Origin of the sequence: Nonomuraea cypriaca (genome assembly GCF_015645445.1) — a bacterium.
GTDB lineage: Bacteria > Actinomycetota > Actinomycetes > Streptosporangiales > Streptosporangiaceae > Nonomuraea > Nonomuraea cypriaca.
Genome location: NZ_JADOGI010000003.1, coordinates 132,527 through 148,409, shown reverse-complemented (window position 1 = coordinate 148,409; position 15,883 = coordinate 132,527). Strand labels below are relative to the sequence as shown.

The window sequence follows — 15,883 nt, the reverse complement described above, 5'->3', positions numbered from 1 at the left end:
GCCCATCCCCTCGGTGGGGGATGGGCCGCCCTGGCTAGACCATCGCGGTGCGGTCGACTCGTCCGGGTGATGCCGCGGTGCCTCGCAGCAGAGCCTTCTGGATCTTCGAGGTCGGCGTCTTGGGCAGCGCGTCGATGAACTCCAGGTAGCGGGGGACCTTGAAGGCCGCGAGGTTGTCCGCGCACCAGTCGAAGATCTCCTTGGCCCGCACCTCGGCCCCGGGCCGCCGTACGATGTAGGTGAGCAGTTCCTCGTCGGTCAGCTCCGACGGCACGCCGATCACGGCCGCCTCCTGCACGCCCGGGTGGCGCTCGATGACCCGCTCGACCTCCAGTGAGGACACGTTCTCGCCGCGGCGCCGGATGATGTCCTTCTTGCGGTCGACGAAGAAAAAGAAACCATCGGCGTCCCGGTGCGCGCTGTCACCCGTGTGCAGCCAGCCGTCGACCAACGCCTCGGCGGTCCGCTCGGGATCGCGGAAGTAGCCGCTCATCATGGCCGCGTTGCGCAGCACGAGCTCGCCGACGACACCGGGGCCGACTTCCCTGCCCTCGTCGTCGACGATCCGCGCCTCGGTCCGCGGCACGCTCGGGTCGGGATGATGGCGTGGCACCCCCATGGAACCCGGCCGCCGTTCCTCGTCCAGCGGTTCGAGCAGGCCGAAGGTCGTCTCGCTCATGCCGAACCCGGAGATCACCTGTAGCCCGAACCGGCGCTCGATGTCCCCGCGGATCTTCGCGTCGAGCGCCGGAACGCCGTACGCGATGTGCACGTCGTGGTCCGCGTCGTCCGGCGCCGGCTCCTTCTTTGAGAGGATCACTGTCATGGCGCCGATGAAATTGAAGACGTTCACCCGGTGCTTGCGTACGTCGTCCCAGAAGGCGCCGGCGCTGAACCGGGGCGCGAGCACCAGCGCACCGCCGATCCCGATCACGCCCATGGTGGAATAGGCCTGCGAATTGATGTGGAACAGCGGCAGACAGGCGTAGATCCGCTGCCCACGGGACATCCGCATCCAGTGACCGTAGGCCTGCCCCGTGAGCACGAAGTTGCGGTGGGTCTGCATGACCCCCTTGGGGTTGCCGGTGGTCCCCGAGGTGTAGATGAGGCTGATCAGGTCGTCGCCGTGTAGCTCGACGGGCGGGGCGCAGGGCTCGGCGCCGTCCATCAGGGCGGTGAAGGACGGGACGTCCTCGTGCTGCCCGATCGTCAGCACGGTCTCCAGACATTCCGCGCGCTGCCGTACGTCGTCGAACAGCGGCAGGTACTTCGGGTCGACCAGCGCGAAACGCGCCTCGGAGTCCGCGACCAGGTAGCTGGCCTCTACGGCGCGGAAACCGGTGTTGATCGCGACGAGCACGCCGCCGATCTTGGCCAGTCCGAGCCAGGCGATCAGAAAGTCGGGTGAGTTGTCCGCCATGAAGGCCACCCGGTCGCCCTTGCGGACGCCGAGCGTGTGCCACACGTTCGCCGCCCGGTCGATGCGATCCTCGGCCTGCGCGTACGTGATCACACTCCCGTCCGGTGTCCAGATGAGGAAGGGCTCGTCGGGGAACGCGGCTACTGCCTGCTCGAAGAAGCTGCGCACACTGAGCACGTCGAGATCCATATCTGATCCTCGTCGTCGTTGGGGGGACGACGTCCTGAAAATGACCGGTCGATACGCATACTGGCCAAGACATCGTCTTACTTATTTGTTAACCTAACATCTGCGCCGCCTCAAGAGCGGCCCCGGAATCGGCACGGGGCCGTGGACGCGACTGTCGATCCAGGAGACGATGTGCTGGCCTGCGACCGGGTGACGATCACCGTGCTGGTGGACAACTACATCGACATGCTCATGCCCGACGAACCCGGCATCGTGCGCCAGGGAATGCCAGAGCACTTCGCCGCCCGGCGGGGGACGCCGCTGGCCGAGAACGGCATCTCGTTCCTCGTCCAGGCCACCACCGGCGACAGGACCACGTCACTCCTCTTCGACGCCGGGCTGAGCGCGGTGCCCATCGTGCACAATGCCCGCGTGCTCGGCCTCGATCTGGCGGTCGTCGACCAGGTCGTCCTCAGCCACGGGCATCCCGACCACTTCGGCGGCATCTACGCGGCACTCGCGGCGATCGGCAGGCCGGTTCCGCTGACCGTTCATCCGGCGGCGTTCCGGCCCCGGTTCATCAGCACGCCGGCCGTGGTGATGCCGTACTTCAACCTGGCGCTGACCCGCCGGGCCCTGGAGGACGCCGGAGCCGGTGTCATCGAGGTCAAGGAGCCGATCAGCCTTGCGACCGGCGTGATGACCAGCGGCGAGATCCCGACGCTGGTGGACTTCGAAACCGAGGTGCCGACCGGCCGGCTCTGCGTGCACGACGGCCGGGTGGTCCCTGACGCCATCGAGGACTATCAGGCACTGATTATTCACGTTCGCGGCCTCGGGCTGGTCGTGCTCGATCCGTGCGGGCACGCAGGCGTGGTGAGCTCGATACTCCACGCCCGCGAGCTGAGCGGGGTCGAACAGGTGCACGCGCTGATGGGCGGATTCCACCTCGGCCACCCCGCGATCAGCCAAGAGAAGGTCATCCGGACGGCGGATATGCTGGCCGGCCTTGGGATCCGACATGTCTCACCCATGCACTGCAGCGGCTTCCGTACCCAGCGTGCCGTGGCCGAACGGTCACCTGAGAGCTTCCGGCTGATGACGGCCGGAAGCGTGGCGACCTTCAAGGCGTGACGTCGGTCAGGCGCGCTCGACCGGCTGCAGGCCGCCCGCGCCGACCCGGCACTCACGGTGCTACCCGTGATCGCCGGCTACTCGCCACCCGACGGGCCGAGGTCACGCTCAGAGACCGGGAGCCGCCCCCGCCTTGGCCCTGCTCGCCGACATCGCGACTGGCTGCTGACGTTCGAATCCTGCAGGCGCGTACGAGCCAAGCTGCGCAGACCGGCCCTGCTGGCGAAGGCGTCCGATGCCCTCGACGCGGTGGCCGTACAAGAGGGGCTGAGCCACGAACAGCTCGTCGACCGGACGGTCCCGGCCTTCGGGCTCGGCCCCGACGGGGTACGGGAGGAGCAGGCCGGCGACTGCGTCGTCCGGCTCGACGTCGACGGGCCGGTGCTGCGGTTCGTCAACGCGTCCGGGCGCGTCGTCAAGTCGGCGCCCCAGTCCATCCGCAAGGATCCAGTGCTCGCCGATCTCAAGGCCACGTTGAAAGACCTCAAACGCACGCAGGCCGCCGAGCGGCTGCGCCTGGAGCAGATGCTCATCGTCGAACGCGAGCTGTCCTGGCAGGAGGCCGAGCAGTACTTCTTCGACCATCCGGTCACCGGCCCCTACACCCGCGCGCTCATCTGGCGGCTCCCCGACGGGTTCGCCGGGCTGCCGGTCAGGAGCGGCGGCGGCTGGGCACTGGCCGGCGCGAGCGGCGAATCCGTGCGTCCGGGCGCCGACACGCCCGTCCGGTTGTGGCACCCTATCCAGGAGAGCCCCGAGGGGGTGCGCGGCTGGCGAATACTTCCGCCCACCGGCGGCGGTGGATCAGTCGCGACAACGCGGCTTTCTTGCCTGAGCTCGCGCGGCGGCCCACCGCTCCGCCCCTACAGGGCAATCGTGGTCTTCTCCAGAATCTCGGCAAGTGCTTTGTAGTCGACCTCTTGCCCTTCTTCGATGTCAGCGCACTTGCGGTCCCCATTGCCCATCGCCCGGATGGAGCCCTTGACCGCGGGGATGTCCGTGGCGTTGAACACCATGAAGCTGACCTTGCCCCGGGCAACCGCTATGACGGCCGCGTGATGCCCGTTCTTGAGGAAGTGCGGCTTGCCGTATTGAAGGCGCTCTTCGACGGCGGGAACGGTTTCGTGGATCATCGCGCGCAACTTCTCGCAGACCGCCTGCTGCCAGGGCGCAGTGTCACTGATGTACTGGGTGACTTCGTCGTTCATGCTGTTCTCCCACATGTCGTTTCGTGAATCATCAGGTCGAATCCCGTTACATGCATTGCGTATGCGTTCCCTCTTCTCCCGGAGGCCGGGAGCCCTCGAGTGCGAAGGGGCACGTCGGATGAACTCGCCCAGCAGGAACGGTCGCGCGATCTTGTCCATCACGTGGGCGACGGGCATGTCGAACAGCGGCACGAACAGCGCGTCCTGGAAGATCACTTCCCCCGCGACGGCGTCGAGCTTGCCGGGCGTGCTGACCGGCGAGAAAGACCCTCGCTCTCTCGGCGGCGAAGGCCCGCGCCATCGCACCGCCGATGGCTCCGCCACTCCCGTAGATCACCGCGGGATCCCATCGCCACCGCGCCGCCTCGGCCTTATCCCTCGGCGCTCTCCGTCGCTGCGCGGCGCGCGGGCGCGGGGTCGATCAACCCTTCGCCGGTCGGCTCGTAGGTCACGGCCAACACTCCCGAGGAGAAGGTCTGTGATCCGGTCAGGCGGAGGACTGTGGTGTCCACCGATTCGTCGAACAGCCGCGCGCCCTTGCCGGCTACGACCGGGTAGGTGACCAGGCGCAGTTCGTCGATGAGTTGCTCGCGCAGCAGCCACCGGACGAGGGTGGCGCTGCCGAAGATCAGCATGTCGCCCTCGATGTCTTTCTTGAGCTGCGCGATCCGCTCGGCCGGGTTTTCGCGGATGACGGTGGTGTTGTTCCACTCGCCCTTGTCCAGGGTCGTCGTGACGACGTATTTGGGCAAGGAGTTCATCCTGTCGGCGTAGCCGGCGTCGTCGGTCATGCTCGGCCAGGCCGCGGCGAATCCGTCGTAGGTGACGCGGCCGAGTAGCAGCGCGTCCGCGGCGCGAATCTGGTCGAGGCCGGTCTTCATGGCGTCCGGGCTGGCGAACTGGAAGGTCCATTCGTGCGGGTTCTCGATGACGCCGTCAACGGTGGTGAAGACGGAGAGAACGACTCGTCCCATGATGGCGCTCCATTTTTCGGGGTTCTTGCTGGTGCTCATCATGGCGACGGGAGACCGTGCGTACATCGGGGGCCAGCACCTGGTCCACCACCCAAAGGACCACGCAAAGGATCACGTACGTCTCGGGGCTGGGGCATGATGAGGCCGTGTCTGTCGCGTATTCAGGGGCGGTGTCCAAGCGTGAGGCAGAGGTGCTGGCCTTGGTCGGCGCGCACCTGTCCAACGCGGAGATCGCCGCTCACCTGCACCTGTCGGTCCGTACGGTCGAGAACCACGTGTCATCGCTGCTGCGCAAGTGCGGCGTGGCCGACCGGCGGGAGCTCGGCAAGCTGGCCGGGCCGGGATCGGCCGCGCCGGGCCGCATCACCGGCCTGCCCGCGCCGCTGACCACGTTCATCGGCCGCGACGCCGAGCGTGAGCGACTGCTGGAGGCGTTGCGGGCCGCCCGCCTCGTGACGTTGGTGGGTCCGGGCGGCGTCGGCAAGACGCGGCTGGCGACCGAGGTGGCCGGCGCCGCCCAGGGCTCCTTTTCCTCGGGAGGGGCGTTCGTCGACCTGGTGCCCGTGGGCGAGGCATACGTCGCCCAGGCGGTGGCCGCTGCGCTGGGCGTCACCGAACGTCCGGACCAGCACCTGCAGGAGGCCATCGCCGAACGGCTCGGCGACCGCCGTACGCTGCTGATCCTCGACAACTGCGAGCACGTCATCGACGCTGTCGCCCGGTTCGCCGAGCAGACGCTCAGCCGCTGCCCCGGCACCCGGATCCTGGCCACCAGCAGGGAGCGCCTGGGCGTGCCCGGTGAACGTGCCCTCGCCCTGCCGCCCTTCCCACTCACTTCGGCCACGGTGGCGCCGGTGCCGCTCACCTCCCACGCCGAGCTGCTCTTCCTCGACCGCGCCACTGCGGCGGACCCGGGATTCACCGCCGACCCCGCCACGCTCGCGCTGCTGTGCTCGCGGCTCGACGGGATGCCCCTGGCCATCGAACTGGCCGCGGCCAGGGTGGCCGCCCTGGGAGCCGATGGCCTGCTCGCCGCCCTGGACGACCACCTGCGCCTGCTGGCGGGCGGGCGGGGCGCCGACGAGCGGCACCGCTCGTTGCGCGCGGTCATCGGCTGGAGCCACGAGCTTCTGGACGAGGAGGAGCGCGCGCTGTTCCGGCGGCTGGCCGTCTTCGCGGGCCCGTTCGACCTGGACGCCGTCGTGGCCGTCGCCCCTGGGACGGCCCGGAGCGCGGCGGCCGACGTGCTCGGCCGCCTGGCGGACAAGAATCTGGTCACCGTGTACCGCCGCTCCGGCGCGGCCAGGTGGAAATTGCTGGAGACCATGCGGGCGTACGCCGCCGAGCGGCTCGATACCGCGGGCGAGGCGGAAGCGGCCAGGGAGCTGCACCTCGAGTGGGCCGCGGGTGTGGCGACGGCCCTGGAGGCGAATCTGGAGACGGCGCCGGACGGCTGGACCACGGGCTCGTGGCGGGACGACTTCGACACCGTCGCCGACAATCTGCGCGCCGCGCTGGCCCGGGCACCGGACGGGCCGGGGGACGCGCCGCACCGCCTGGCCCGGGCGCTCGGTCACCTGATGTACGCGAGACGGTTTCTCATGGAGGCACTCGGCCACTACGAGACGGCGGCGCGGCGGGCGCCGACTCCCTTGCAGGCGGTTGCCGACCTGCGCGCGGCGTCCGACTGCACCTACGCGATCGGTGACGCCGGGCAGCAGCCGTTCGGAATGCTGCTCGAGGCCGCCGGCCGGGCGCGCGAGGCAGGTGACGGCGACCTGACGGCCATCACGCTGGCCTCCGCCGTCAGCATCGCCTGCCGCCATCACGCTGGCCTCCGCCGTCAGCATCGCCTGCCGCCATCACGCCGGGTTCGAGGAGGAGGCCCCGTACGCGCGTATGGTCGAGCTCCTGGCAGAGGCGCGAGCCGCCGGCGACCCGGCGAACCCGGAGGTGGCCGCCCACCTGGCGGCCGCGGCGGCTTGGATGGCGAACGAGGACGCGGCTCCGGAGACAGTGGCGCCCGCGGGCGCGGGCGGCGACTGGGTGGATCCGCCGCCGGTCGCGGCCGCGGTGGAGGCGGCGCAAGCGACCCGGAATCCCGTGCTCGTCAGCGCGGCCCTGGACAGCGCGACCTTCGCCGCCCTCAAGGAAGGACGGCGGCGGCACGCCTGCCGCGTCACCGGCAAGCGCCTGGCACTGCTGGAGAGCCTGCCACGGCACATCCCCGCCGCCTGCCCAGAGATCGTGGACATCTTCAGGATGGCGCTTTACGGCTTTCTCAGCGTGGGCGACCTGCCCGCCGCCCTGGACGTCGCGCGCCAAGCCATGGACGACCCTGGTCGGAGGCTCCTACCTGGCAGCCGCCCAGCTGATCACGCCGCTGGTCCTCACCGGCCGATTCGACGAGGCGCTGACCCTGGACACGGCGGTGTGGGAAGGCTGGCAACGGGCAGGCCGGCCGTTCGGCGCACAGCTCAGCGCTCCCGTGGGCGCACTCGCGCTCGCCCATGGCCTGCGCGGCGATGATGACGCCTCGCAGCTGTGGCGGTCGCGCGCGCTCAACCCACCTGACCGGCAACGGTACGGCCACTTCATGGCGTTCACCGACGCCAGGCTGGCGCTGCACCGCGGGCGATTCGAGCAGGCCGCCGAGCTCGTCGAGGCCGCCCTGGTCGGCCGCTCGACCTCGGCGACGGCGCCGTACCGGGAGGCGGTCGCGGCGGAGCTGGCGGTGGCCGCCGCTCTGCCGGGAGCGGCCGACCGGCTGGCCGCCACGAGTACGGGCGAGAACGAGTGGGCCGCCGCCTGCCTGGCCCGGGCCAGAGGTCGCCTGTACGAGGATGACGGCCAGTTGCACACGGCCCTGGCGATCTGGGAGCGGATCGACGCCCGCTTCGAACACGCCTGCACTCTGCTCCTCCTGCCCGGCCGGGCAGACGAGGGGAAGAGCGAACTGGCCGAGCTGAACTGCGTACCGCCCAAGATCTGACCTGGCGGCGGCGGGTCGTGGTCGTGTGAGCAGTTTCCGCGCAGTCGCCCGGCCCGGCTGTGGGTTCAATAGGATTCGGTGTCTGACCTGCCGGTTCTTTGTGGTTTCAGCTGGCGATTTGGTACTGCTTGATGAGGCCGCGGAGGATGGCTTTGCGGTGGATTCGGTGGTCGGCCAGGTCGATGGGGGTTGGCGGTCCGGTTTTGGCTCCTGTCGAGCCGACGCACGCGTGGTGCACGGCATCAGCGACGCCGAACTCGCCGACGCCCCTCGTGGGCGGAGTTCACGCTCCGCCTCAAAGCCTGCTCCAGTTGGCCGGCGTCGGCGGCCAGGCGCTCCAGCTCGGGCACGGCGAACGCGTCGGCTCCCGTCTCGGCTACCAGTTCCTCGTACTGGTGCACGTGGCCACGCAGTTCCTGGATCTGGTGGTGGGCCACGTACGCGCGCTCGGCGTCGGCGACGCTGGCCGCGTACCGCTCCAGCGCCTCAACCCGGGCCAGCACCGCTGCCTCGCTGCTGTTCAGCGCTCGGGTCAAGGGTTCGGCCACGGCCTCCACGTCGGGCGTGAGCCCCTGCGAGACGGTTTGCCTGTGCTTGGTGCGCAGCGCCGACAGCTTGGCCAGCAGGCGGGCGATCTCCCACTCATGCGCGGGCAGCATCACCGCGTTGCGCACGTCGTCGAGCAGGCCTTCGGCATTGACGCGGGAGCCGCTCACGGTGGCGATGGCGCGCTGCGCGCGGGCCAGGAGCCTGGCGGCGGGCTCGTCGAGGTCGTCGGTGAGCACGTAGCGGCCCTCGTACCAGCGAAGCTGCGCGAAGGCCTCCCGCTCGAACGTGTACTCATCCGCCTCGTGCGTGGACAGGTCGTTGCGGCCAAGCAGCAACATCACCAAGGGGATGCCGAGCAATGCGAGCAGCAGCACGGCGAGCCCCGGGCTCATGAGGCCGAGGCTCAGCAGCATGCCGAAGGAGGCCGCCGGCCCGAACGCCGCCAGCATCCAGTAGTGCAGGCCGGAGGATGGTCGCCACAGCTTGGGGGCCCATCCCTGGCGCATCTTGATCAGAACGCGCCGGCTCTTTCTGAGCACTTGGGCGTCCTGCGGCGGTACTCCGGGGTCTACGATCACATCCGCCACGGATTCGGTTCCTCTGGGTAGTGAGTAGTCAAGATGTCGGCGGAGCTTCTACGCCTGGCGCGCCTCGCTCCGACTACCCGGGCCTGTCCTGGCACACCCTCGGTGGCCACTTCCGCGAGAACACATGGCCGGCGGACTTCATCAGCCGCCCGCCAAGCGGTTGATAAGGGGTATCAGCCGAGGGATAGCCCTGCGGCCGGAGTCACCCGGGCGGCCCGGCGTGCCGGGAGAACAGCGGCGAGGAGTCCGGCCAAGGCCGCGATGAGGACGACGGCGCCGAGTGAGAGCCAGGGGACTTGCATGGTGGCGTCGCTGAGAGCCCGCTTCACGACCGTCTCGTAGCCGGCCCAGGCGAACCCGACGCCGAGCACGGTGCCGAGCAGGGTGGCCACCACCGACAGCAGCACTGCCTCGGTCGCCAGCATCCGCCGCAGCCCCCCGCGGGTGAGCCCGAGCGCGCGCAGCATCGCGTGTTCACGGGCGCGTTCGAGTACGGACAGCCCCAGCGTGTTCGCGATCCCGATCAGGGCGATCACGACGGCGATGCTGATCAGGCCGAGCACTGACCAGGTGAGGACTCTCAACTGTTGCTCCGCCATCTCCCGGGCCTGCAACCCGTTGCCGACCTGCACGCCAGCCGAATCCGCCAGCTCGTCCAGGTCACCGACAAGTTGCATCGGGTCGGCGTCGGAGGAGGCGCGGATCCAGATGGCATGCGGCTCGGGGGCGTCGGTGAGCATCGCCAACGTCTCGGGCGCGACCACGCCCACCCGGCCCCAGCCGGTGCCGGCGGTGACCTGCAACTGGGCTCGCCGGTCGCCGACGCTCACCGTGACTCGGTCACCGGGCTGGAGGCCCAGCTCCTTGCGAAAGGCCCCATAATCGAATCTGATCTTCCCCGGCTCCACCCGGGCGAACGCCCCGCCGTCGCGGGCCACTTGCCCCGCGGCCGGCGCGGCGGCAACCGGGACCGGTTCGTCGAGCCCGGCCACTCGGGCCACGGCGCCGTCCACCGCAATGGCCCGCTCCACACCGGGAGTGTGACGTACCCGGTCGAGGAGATCAGCGGCGACCGGCCCCTTGGGCGAGGTCAACGAGGCATCGATGGGGCGCTGCCTGCCGTGTTGCTCATCCAGCGCCGCACGTGCCGTGGTCATCCCGGTGAGTACGGCGGTCGTCAGGGTGACGCCGACCAGCAGGGAGGCAGTGGTGGTGGCGGTCCGGCGCGGATTGCGCACAGCGTTCTTGGTTGCCAGCCGCCCGGCGGGGCCGAGCAACGCACCGGTGAGCCGGACCAGGCGGGGAACGAGCACCGGCCCGAACAGGAGTACGCCGGTGAACACCGAGCCTCCGCCTGCCACCATGAGCGCCGTACTGTCCTGGATCATCGCCACCCCGAGCAGGCCCAGCCCGGTGACCAGGAGGAGCGCGGCGAGCACCAGCCGCACCAGACCGGTGGCCGTGTGTACGTCGACCGCGGCATCCGGGCGCAGCGCCGCCAGTGGGCTCACCCGGACCACACGGCGGGTCGGCAACCAGGACGCGACCATGGTGACCACCAGGCCGGCGGCGAACCCGCCCAGCAGCCAGAGCGTGGGCAGCCCGGCGGCGCCCATCGGGGCGGTGGGCCCAAGGGCGTTGATCACAGGGATCAGCCCGTAGCCGAGACCGGCGCCGACCAGTATCCCGGTCAGCGACGCGAGCACCCCGACGGCGGCCGCCTCCCGGCGTACCGAACGCATCACCTGCCGCCGGGTGGCGCCGACGCAGCGCAGCAGCGCGAAGTCGCGGAGTCGTTGCGCGAACAGGATGGAGAACGTGTTCGCGATGACCAGGACCGAGACGAACAGCGCGATACCGGCGAACACCAGGAGCATCACCGACGTGGTATCCACCTCGTTGTTGAGTGCGGTCTGCCGCTCCGTGACGAATACCTCCGACGACTGCACCTTCGCGCCTTCCGGGAGCTGACCTACCTCCCCGCGCACCGCCACCTTGCCCAGATGGAGCGAGGGGTGATCGCGCCACTGCAGCAACTGCGGCCAGGAGACGTACACCGAGGCCATGGCCGAGGCAGAGGGCGACTCCACGAGGCCGACCACTTCCAGTTCCGTCGCGGTGGCGCCCTCGCCGATCCGAACCCGGTCGCCGACCGCGATTTCCCTGGACTGGGCGAGCCACACATCCACCACCGCCTCGCCCGTGCGTGCCGGGAAGCGGCCCGAGCTGAGCTTCTGCCAGCGCAGCTCCTGCGAAGGGGCGATCGGTCCCACGAACGTTTCCGGGAACGAACGGCTGCCCGCGCGCATCAGCAGCCCCACCCGGCCGAGCACGGACGCGTTCTCGCCGAGTCGCTCGCCAAGTGCGATCGCCGCCTTCGGGCCCAGCCCGGTGACCACGTTGTCGGCATTGCGGTACGGCGCCCCAAAGCCGGCCATGAGTCCGCTGCGTGCCGCGGACGTGAGCACGCCGACCACGACGACGAAGGCGACTCCGACGGTGATCGCGATCGCCGCTGCGACGTACCTGCGCAGGTGGGTGCGCAGCGACGCGAGGAAGACGGTGCGCATCAGACGATCCGCCCGTCCCGCATGGTGATCACATCGTCGGCGTACGTCGCCGCGTCCCGCTCGTGGGTGACCATCACGACGGTCTGGCCGAGCTCGCGCGCCGAGCGGCGCAGGTGGTGCAGCACCTCCGCCGACGTGGTGCTGTCGAGGTTTCCGGTGGGCTCGTCGGCGAACAGCAGGTCCGGCTGAGTGATCAAAGCCCGGGCGATCGCGACCCGCTGCTGCTGGCCGCCGGACAGTTCCGCGGGCCGGTGGCCGAGCCGGTGGGCCACGCCGAGGATGTCGGCGAGCATGTGCGCGCGCTCCCGCGCCGCGTCGTCGATCCGGCGGCCGCCCAGCTCGAGCGGGAGCACGATGTTCTCGAGCGCGGTGAGCATCGGCAGCAGGTTGAACGACTGGAACACGAAGCCGATGTGCTCGCGACGGAAGATGGTGAGCGCGTCGTCATCGAGTGATCCGAGGTCGGTGCCGGCCACGGTGACGGTGCCGCCGCTGGCCTGGTCGAGTCCGGCCAGGCAGTGCATCAGCGTGGACTTGCCCGATCCGCTCGGCCCCATGATCGCGGTGAACCTCCCTCGTGGGAGGTAGAGGTCGATGCCGCGCAGGGCATGCACCTGGGCATCGCCTTGGCCGTAGGTCTTGGTCAGGTCCCGCGCGCCGGCGGCCAGAGTTTCCTGAGTGGTGGTCGTCATGGCGTAGAGGCTTTCGGTTGACCGGGCTGGAGTCGTTGGGGGATCGATTGCCGGAGGTCGACCGGTATGGGCTGGGATATGCCGAGAGTTGGTCAATGCTGCATCCTTGGATCGTGTGTGGGGCCGGCATACTTGCGCGGGCAGCCGTGATCACACGGTCAGCCCCGGCCAGTTCATCTAGCCCTGCTCGATGAGGGCGACGCCGGAGTTACCGGGGCCATCCCGGCCGAACAGCATCGACCCGATGCCCTCCCGCACGGCCGGGTCATCCCCGATCAACAACACTCGCGACCCGCCCCCGAGTTTCACAGCACGCTCCGTAACGCGCCCGCCGACCCCATCCACTGTCGGCCGGCCGTGTCCCCGCCTCGTCCGCGCCATGTCATGCTTGTGTCACAGTCGCGCCGACGGTCGCGCCAACGGTGGCCGCCGTCGGGAAACCGTGACATGCGGCGGACAACGCGCGCACATTCGTCGCCAATCGTGGTTCGTCATGAACGAGCCACGCACCATCCAGCCCCAGCCCCGTGACCGGCCGTACGCCGCGGTCACGTTGGTGCTCGCCGTGCTGCTGCTGCCGGCGGCGTTCGTCCGCCATCCCGGCCGCGCCCGCGAACTGGCCTGCCGCCGGGCGTTACGGATGCTGATCACCGGCACCCTCAACGGCCGACCGTTCCGGCTACACGTCCCCGGATACTGACCCGCCCCACCCCGTGGGGGCGCTCGCGGCCCCGAGCGCCGCACGGGATCCCGATGGCGGCACAACCAGCCGCGCAGGCACCTCGTCACCTCGGCGCCGGACTGTCGATCGCGTGAGATCTGGGCGTTCCCCGGAGCATCAGAATCAGCCTCTTCGTGAGGCGGTTTCCGAGTACGGATCCGAAGAGGAAACCGCCCGGTGGGTGGCCACCGCGGACGCGTCTGCTCACGCGTCGGGGGACGCGGTCGACATTTGGGCCCGCCGATGCCACGGCGTGCCTGTCCGAACACGGCGCCGATTACGGGCTGTGCCAGATCCCCAACAAACGAATCCTGGCACTACGAACTGCGCCCCGAAACCACTGCCACCAGCGCCGCGATCATCGACATCTGCTGCCCTCGGCGCTCGATCGGGTATCAGCGGCGGGTTTCGATCTTCATGTCGCCGTGGGTCTCCGCGCGCATCGCGTCGCCGGCGAGCAGGTCGTGCGGGAAGCCGAGTTCGATCGCGCTGGCCTCGTCGAGGCGGGCCAGTTGGGAGGCGGTGAAGCCGACCTCCAGGGCGCCCAGATTGTCCTCCAGTTGCGCTGGGGTGCGGGCGCCGATGATGGGTGCCGTCACGCCCGGGTTCTGCAGGGTCCAGGCCAGCCCGACCTGCGCGGGTGTGCGGCCCAGCTCCGTGGCGACCTCCTTCACGACGTCCACGATGGCGAAGTTACGTTCGGTGAGCGCGCCGTTGGCGATGGTGACTCTCTTGCGGGTGCCGTCGCCGAGTGCACCGTCCGTCGCGGTCAGGTCGTCGCGGCTGTACTTGCCGGTGAGCACCCCGCCGGCCAGCGGTGACCATGGGACCACTCCCAACCCCATCTCGCGTGCCATGGGGATCAGGTCACGTTCCCCGGTACGCTCGATCAGGTTGTATCCGATCTGCAGCGCGACCAGCGGCGACCAGCCGCGCAGGTCGGCGATCGTCTGCATGCGCGCCACCTGCCAGGCCGGGGCGTTGGAGATCGCCACGTACAAGACCTTGCCCTGCCGGACCAGATCGTCCATGCCGCGCAGGATCTCCTCGACCGGCGTCGTGAAATCCCACACGTGCAGGTAGAGCAGATCGATGTAGTCCGTATTCAGCCGTCGCAGACTGGCTTCCACCGACGCGAACAGGTTCTTGCGGTGAGGGCCCCCGGAATTCGGATCGCCGGGCCGCCGCAGCGTCGTGTATTTCGTTGCCAGCACCAGGCTTTCGCGGTGGTCGCGGGTGAATTCGCCCAGCAGGCGCTCGGAGCTGCCATTGGTGTAGGTGCCGGCGGTGTCGATGAAGTTGCCGCCGCGCTCGACGTAGAGGTCGAACAGCTTGCGCGCGTCGTCATGCTCGGCGCCCCAGCCCCACTCGGTGCCGAAGGTCGCCGCGCCCAGCGCCAGCGGTGAGATCCGCAGCCCGGAGCGGCCCAGTAGCCGGTAGGTGTCGAGGGTGAGGGACATCGTGTCCTCCCGTGCTCTTGATCCGTTGTCGAGCACAAGTCTGTGACCGCCGCGAGCCGGGGATAAGGGAAAGAAATGCCTGGGAAAGCCAGTCCTACCCCCGCTGTAGGATCGAGCCTGTGACCCACACCGTGGACACGACCCAGGAGCTGGCCGCGTTCCTGCGGTCCCGGCGCGAACGCCTGGACCCGCACGATTTCGGCTTGCCGTCGCGTCGGCAGGCCCGACGGACCCCGGGACTCCGCCGCGAAGAGGTCGCCGAACTGGCCGGGGTCAGCATCGACTACATCGTGCGGCTGGAACAGGGCCGCGGGCTGCGGCCCTCAGTGAACGTGGCGGAGGCGCTGGCCCAGGCGCTGCGCCTGGCCCCCGACGAACGCGCCTACCTCTTCAACCTGTCCCAGCAGCGCCCCCACAACCCCGACGAGCTCGCCACCACTGCAGCGCCGCCGCTGGCCCGGCTGGTCGCCGACCTGTCGCCGCTGCCGGCCATGCTGATGAACCACCGCTACGACATCCTGGCCTGGAACAGCGAAATAGCGAGGCTGCTACTGGATTTCGACACCCTGCCGCCGTCGCAGCACAATGCGATGTGGCTGTGCCTGATGTATCCGGAGATGCGTGACTTCTATGTCGACCGTGAACGCGTCGTGCGGGAGGGGATCGCTCACCTGCGCGCTGCGTGGGCCGCGTATCCGGAGGATCAGGCGTTGACGGACCTCATCGCCGAATTCACCACTCATGACGAGGAATTCGCGCGATTGTGGGCCGAGCGAGACGTCAAGGTCAACGGCCGCGGGCGCAAGGTGATGCGGCATCCTGACGTCGGTGTGATCGCAGTGCATTTCGAAACGCTTTCGCCACTGCAAGATCCGGACCAGCAGTTGGTAATTTACCGCGCCGCGGACGATGAGAGCCAGTCGGCATTGGACCGGTTGTGGGCGCGGTGATCTGATCGGCGGGGCGGGACCGCTCGTTCCGCTGTGCCCGCCCGTGAACTGCCCGCTGAGGACCGCCCGGCGGACCTTCCGCCCGCGCGGCGGCGCGTGATCCGCGTCGCGGTGGCGGCCGTGGCCGTACTGCCGATCATCGCAATGATCCACCCGGAGCAGACCGCGCACCTCACCTACACCGGCTGGTCGATGGACTGCGGTCAACGAGGTGCCGATCGTCAGCCGCGGCGGCCGGCTCACCGTGCCGTACATGGGCGAGGGCGGAGAGGTGGGCGCGGGTGCCCCGATGCCGAACCTGGCGATCGCGGGTAAGGGCCGCTACCGGCTCCGTGTCCACGTGCGGGTCGACGATGCGGGGGAGGAGCAGCACCTGGTCGTCGTGTTCCCGGGTGCATCGAGGAAGAGGCTTGAGCTGAAGCCGTGAGCGGTGGCGGGGCGCACACCGTCAGCGGCCC

Annotated in this window: 15 protein-coding genes; 7 read left to right on the top strand and 8 right to left on the bottom strand. The window is 69.5% G+C overall.

The window, feature by feature from the left end:
- Positions 1 to 34: 34 nt before the first annotated feature.
- Positions 35 to 1,609 (bottom strand): AMP-binding protein, encoded by a 1,575-nt coding sequence (locus tag ITP53_RS02210; RefSeq protein ID WP_195893562.1) that lies wholly within the window; start codon positions 1,607 to 1,609, stop codon positions 35 to 37.
- A 141-nt stretch (positions 1,610 to 1,750) separates the two neighbouring features.
- On the opposite strand from ITP53_RS02210, the gene ITP53_RS02205 reads away from it, so the two are divergent.
- Both ITP53_RS02205 and ITP53_RS60015 read left to right on the top strand, forming a co-directional pair.
- A complete protein-coding gene (locus ITP53_RS02205; RefSeq protein ID WP_195893561.1) occupies positions 1,751 to 2,722 on the top strand; it encodes an MBL fold metallo-hydrolase in 972 nt (323 codons plus the stop codon).
- Between the two features lie 66 nt (positions 2,723 to 2,788).
- Positions 2,789 to 3,634, top strand: coding sequence for a DUF4132 domain-containing protein (locus ITP53_RS60015; RefSeq protein ID WP_195893560.1), 846 nt, complete (start codon positions 2,789 to 2,791; stop codon positions 3,632 to 3,634).
- On the opposite strand, the gene ITP53_RS60010 is transcribed toward ITP53_RS60015, so the two are convergent.
- Both ITP53_RS60010 and ITP53_RS02190 read right to left on the bottom strand, forming a co-directional pair.
- Positions 3,586 to 4,254, bottom strand: a complete 669-nt coding sequence (locus tag ITP53_RS60010) for a DUF1801 domain-containing protein (RefSeq protein ID WP_207755430.1) — start codon at positions 4,252 to 4,254, stop codon at positions 3,586 to 3,588. The genes ITP53_RS60015 and ITP53_RS60010 overlap by 49 nt on opposite strands.
- Before the next feature lie 47 nt (positions 4,255 to 4,301).
- Positions 4,302 to 4,904: a dihydrofolate reductase family protein gene (locus tag ITP53_RS02190; RefSeq protein WP_195893559.1), complete on the bottom strand. Its 603-nt coding sequence runs from the start codon at positions 4,902 to 4,904 to the stop codon at positions 4,302 to 4,304.
- 146 nt (positions 4,905 to 5,050) lie between these two features.
- Here ITP53_RS02190 and ITP53_RS02185 point away from each other — a divergent pair, with 146 nt between their 5' ends.
- Together ITP53_RS02185 and ITP53_RS02180 are read left to right on the top strand one after the other, a co-directional pair.
- Positions 5,051 to 7,279 carry an ATP-binding protein gene (locus ITP53_RS02185; protein WP_195893558.1) on the top strand — a complete coding sequence of 743 codons (2,229 nt, stop codon included), beginning with the start codon at positions 5,051 to 5,053 and terminating at the stop codon, positions 7,277 to 7,279.
- Between the two features lie 56 nt (positions 7,280 to 7,335).
- A complete protein-coding gene (locus ITP53_RS02180; protein WP_195893557.1) occupies positions 7,336 to 7,896 on the top strand; it encodes a hypothetical protein in 561 nt (186 codons plus the stop codon).
- Positions 7,897 to 8,138: 242 nt separating this feature from the next.
- Here the strand turns inward: ITP53_RS02180 and ITP53_RS02175 are convergent, their stop codons facing one another.
- From ITP53_RS02175 to ITP53_RS58980, 4 genes are all read right to left on the bottom strand, one after another.
- Complete coding sequence (locus ITP53_RS02175) at positions 8,139 to 8,984, bottom strand: hypothetical protein (RefSeq protein WP_207755429.1); 846 nt, start codon at positions 8,982 to 8,984, stop codon at positions 8,139 to 8,141.
- A 221-nt stretch (positions 8,985 to 9,205) separates the two neighbouring features.
- A complete protein-coding gene (locus tag ITP53_RS02170; RefSeq protein WP_195893556.1) occupies positions 9,206 to 11,602 on the bottom strand; it encodes an ABC transporter permease in 2,397 nt (798 codons plus the stop codon).
- Positions 11,602 to 12,294 carry an ABC transporter ATP-binding protein gene (locus ITP53_RS02165; protein ID WP_195893555.1) on the bottom strand — a complete coding sequence of 231 codons (693 nt, stop codon included), beginning with the start codon at positions 12,292 to 12,294 and terminating at the stop codon, positions 11,602 to 11,604. The genes ITP53_RS02170 and ITP53_RS02165 overlap by 1 nt, the downstream gene beginning before the upstream one ends.
- Before the next feature lie 177 nt (positions 12,295 to 12,471).
- Positions 12,472 to 12,603, bottom strand: a complete 132-nt coding sequence (locus ITP53_RS58980) for a hypothetical protein (RefSeq protein ID WP_268960896.1) — start codon at positions 12,601 to 12,603, stop codon at positions 12,472 to 12,474.
- Between the two features lie 184 nt (positions 12,604 to 12,787).
- Here ITP53_RS58980 and ITP53_RS55770 point away from each other — a divergent pair, with 184 nt between their 5' ends.
- Positions 12,788 to 12,994 (top strand): hypothetical protein, encoded by a 207-nt coding sequence (locus ITP53_RS55770; RefSeq protein ID WP_207755428.1) that lies wholly within the window; start codon positions 12,788 to 12,790, stop codon positions 12,992 to 12,994.
- A 416-nt stretch (positions 12,995 to 13,410) separates the two neighbouring features.
- On the opposite strand, the gene ITP53_RS02155 is transcribed toward ITP53_RS55770, so the two are convergent.
- A complete protein-coding gene (locus tag ITP53_RS02155) occupies positions 13,411 to 14,475 on the bottom strand; it encodes an aldo/keto reductase (RefSeq protein WP_195893554.1) in 1,065 nt (354 codons plus the stop codon).
- A gap of 119 nt (positions 14,476 to 14,594) precedes the next feature.
- Here ITP53_RS02155 and ITP53_RS02150 point away from each other — a divergent pair, with 119 nt between their 5' ends.
- Together ITP53_RS02150 and ITP53_RS02145 are read left to right on the top strand one after the other, a co-directional pair.
- On the top strand, positions 14,595 to 15,425 hold the full coding sequence (locus ITP53_RS02150) for a helix-turn-helix transcriptional regulator (protein ID WP_328813726.1): 831 nt from the start codon (positions 14,595 to 14,597) through the stop codon (positions 15,423 to 15,425).
- Positions 15,426 to 15,636: 211 nt separating this feature from the next.
- Positions 15,637 to 15,852, top strand: a complete 216-nt coding sequence (locus ITP53_RS02145) for a hypothetical protein (RefSeq protein ID WP_195893553.1) — start codon at positions 15,637 to 15,639, stop codon at positions 15,850 to 15,852.
- The last annotated feature ends 31 nt before the right edge of the window (positions 15,853 to 15,883 follow it).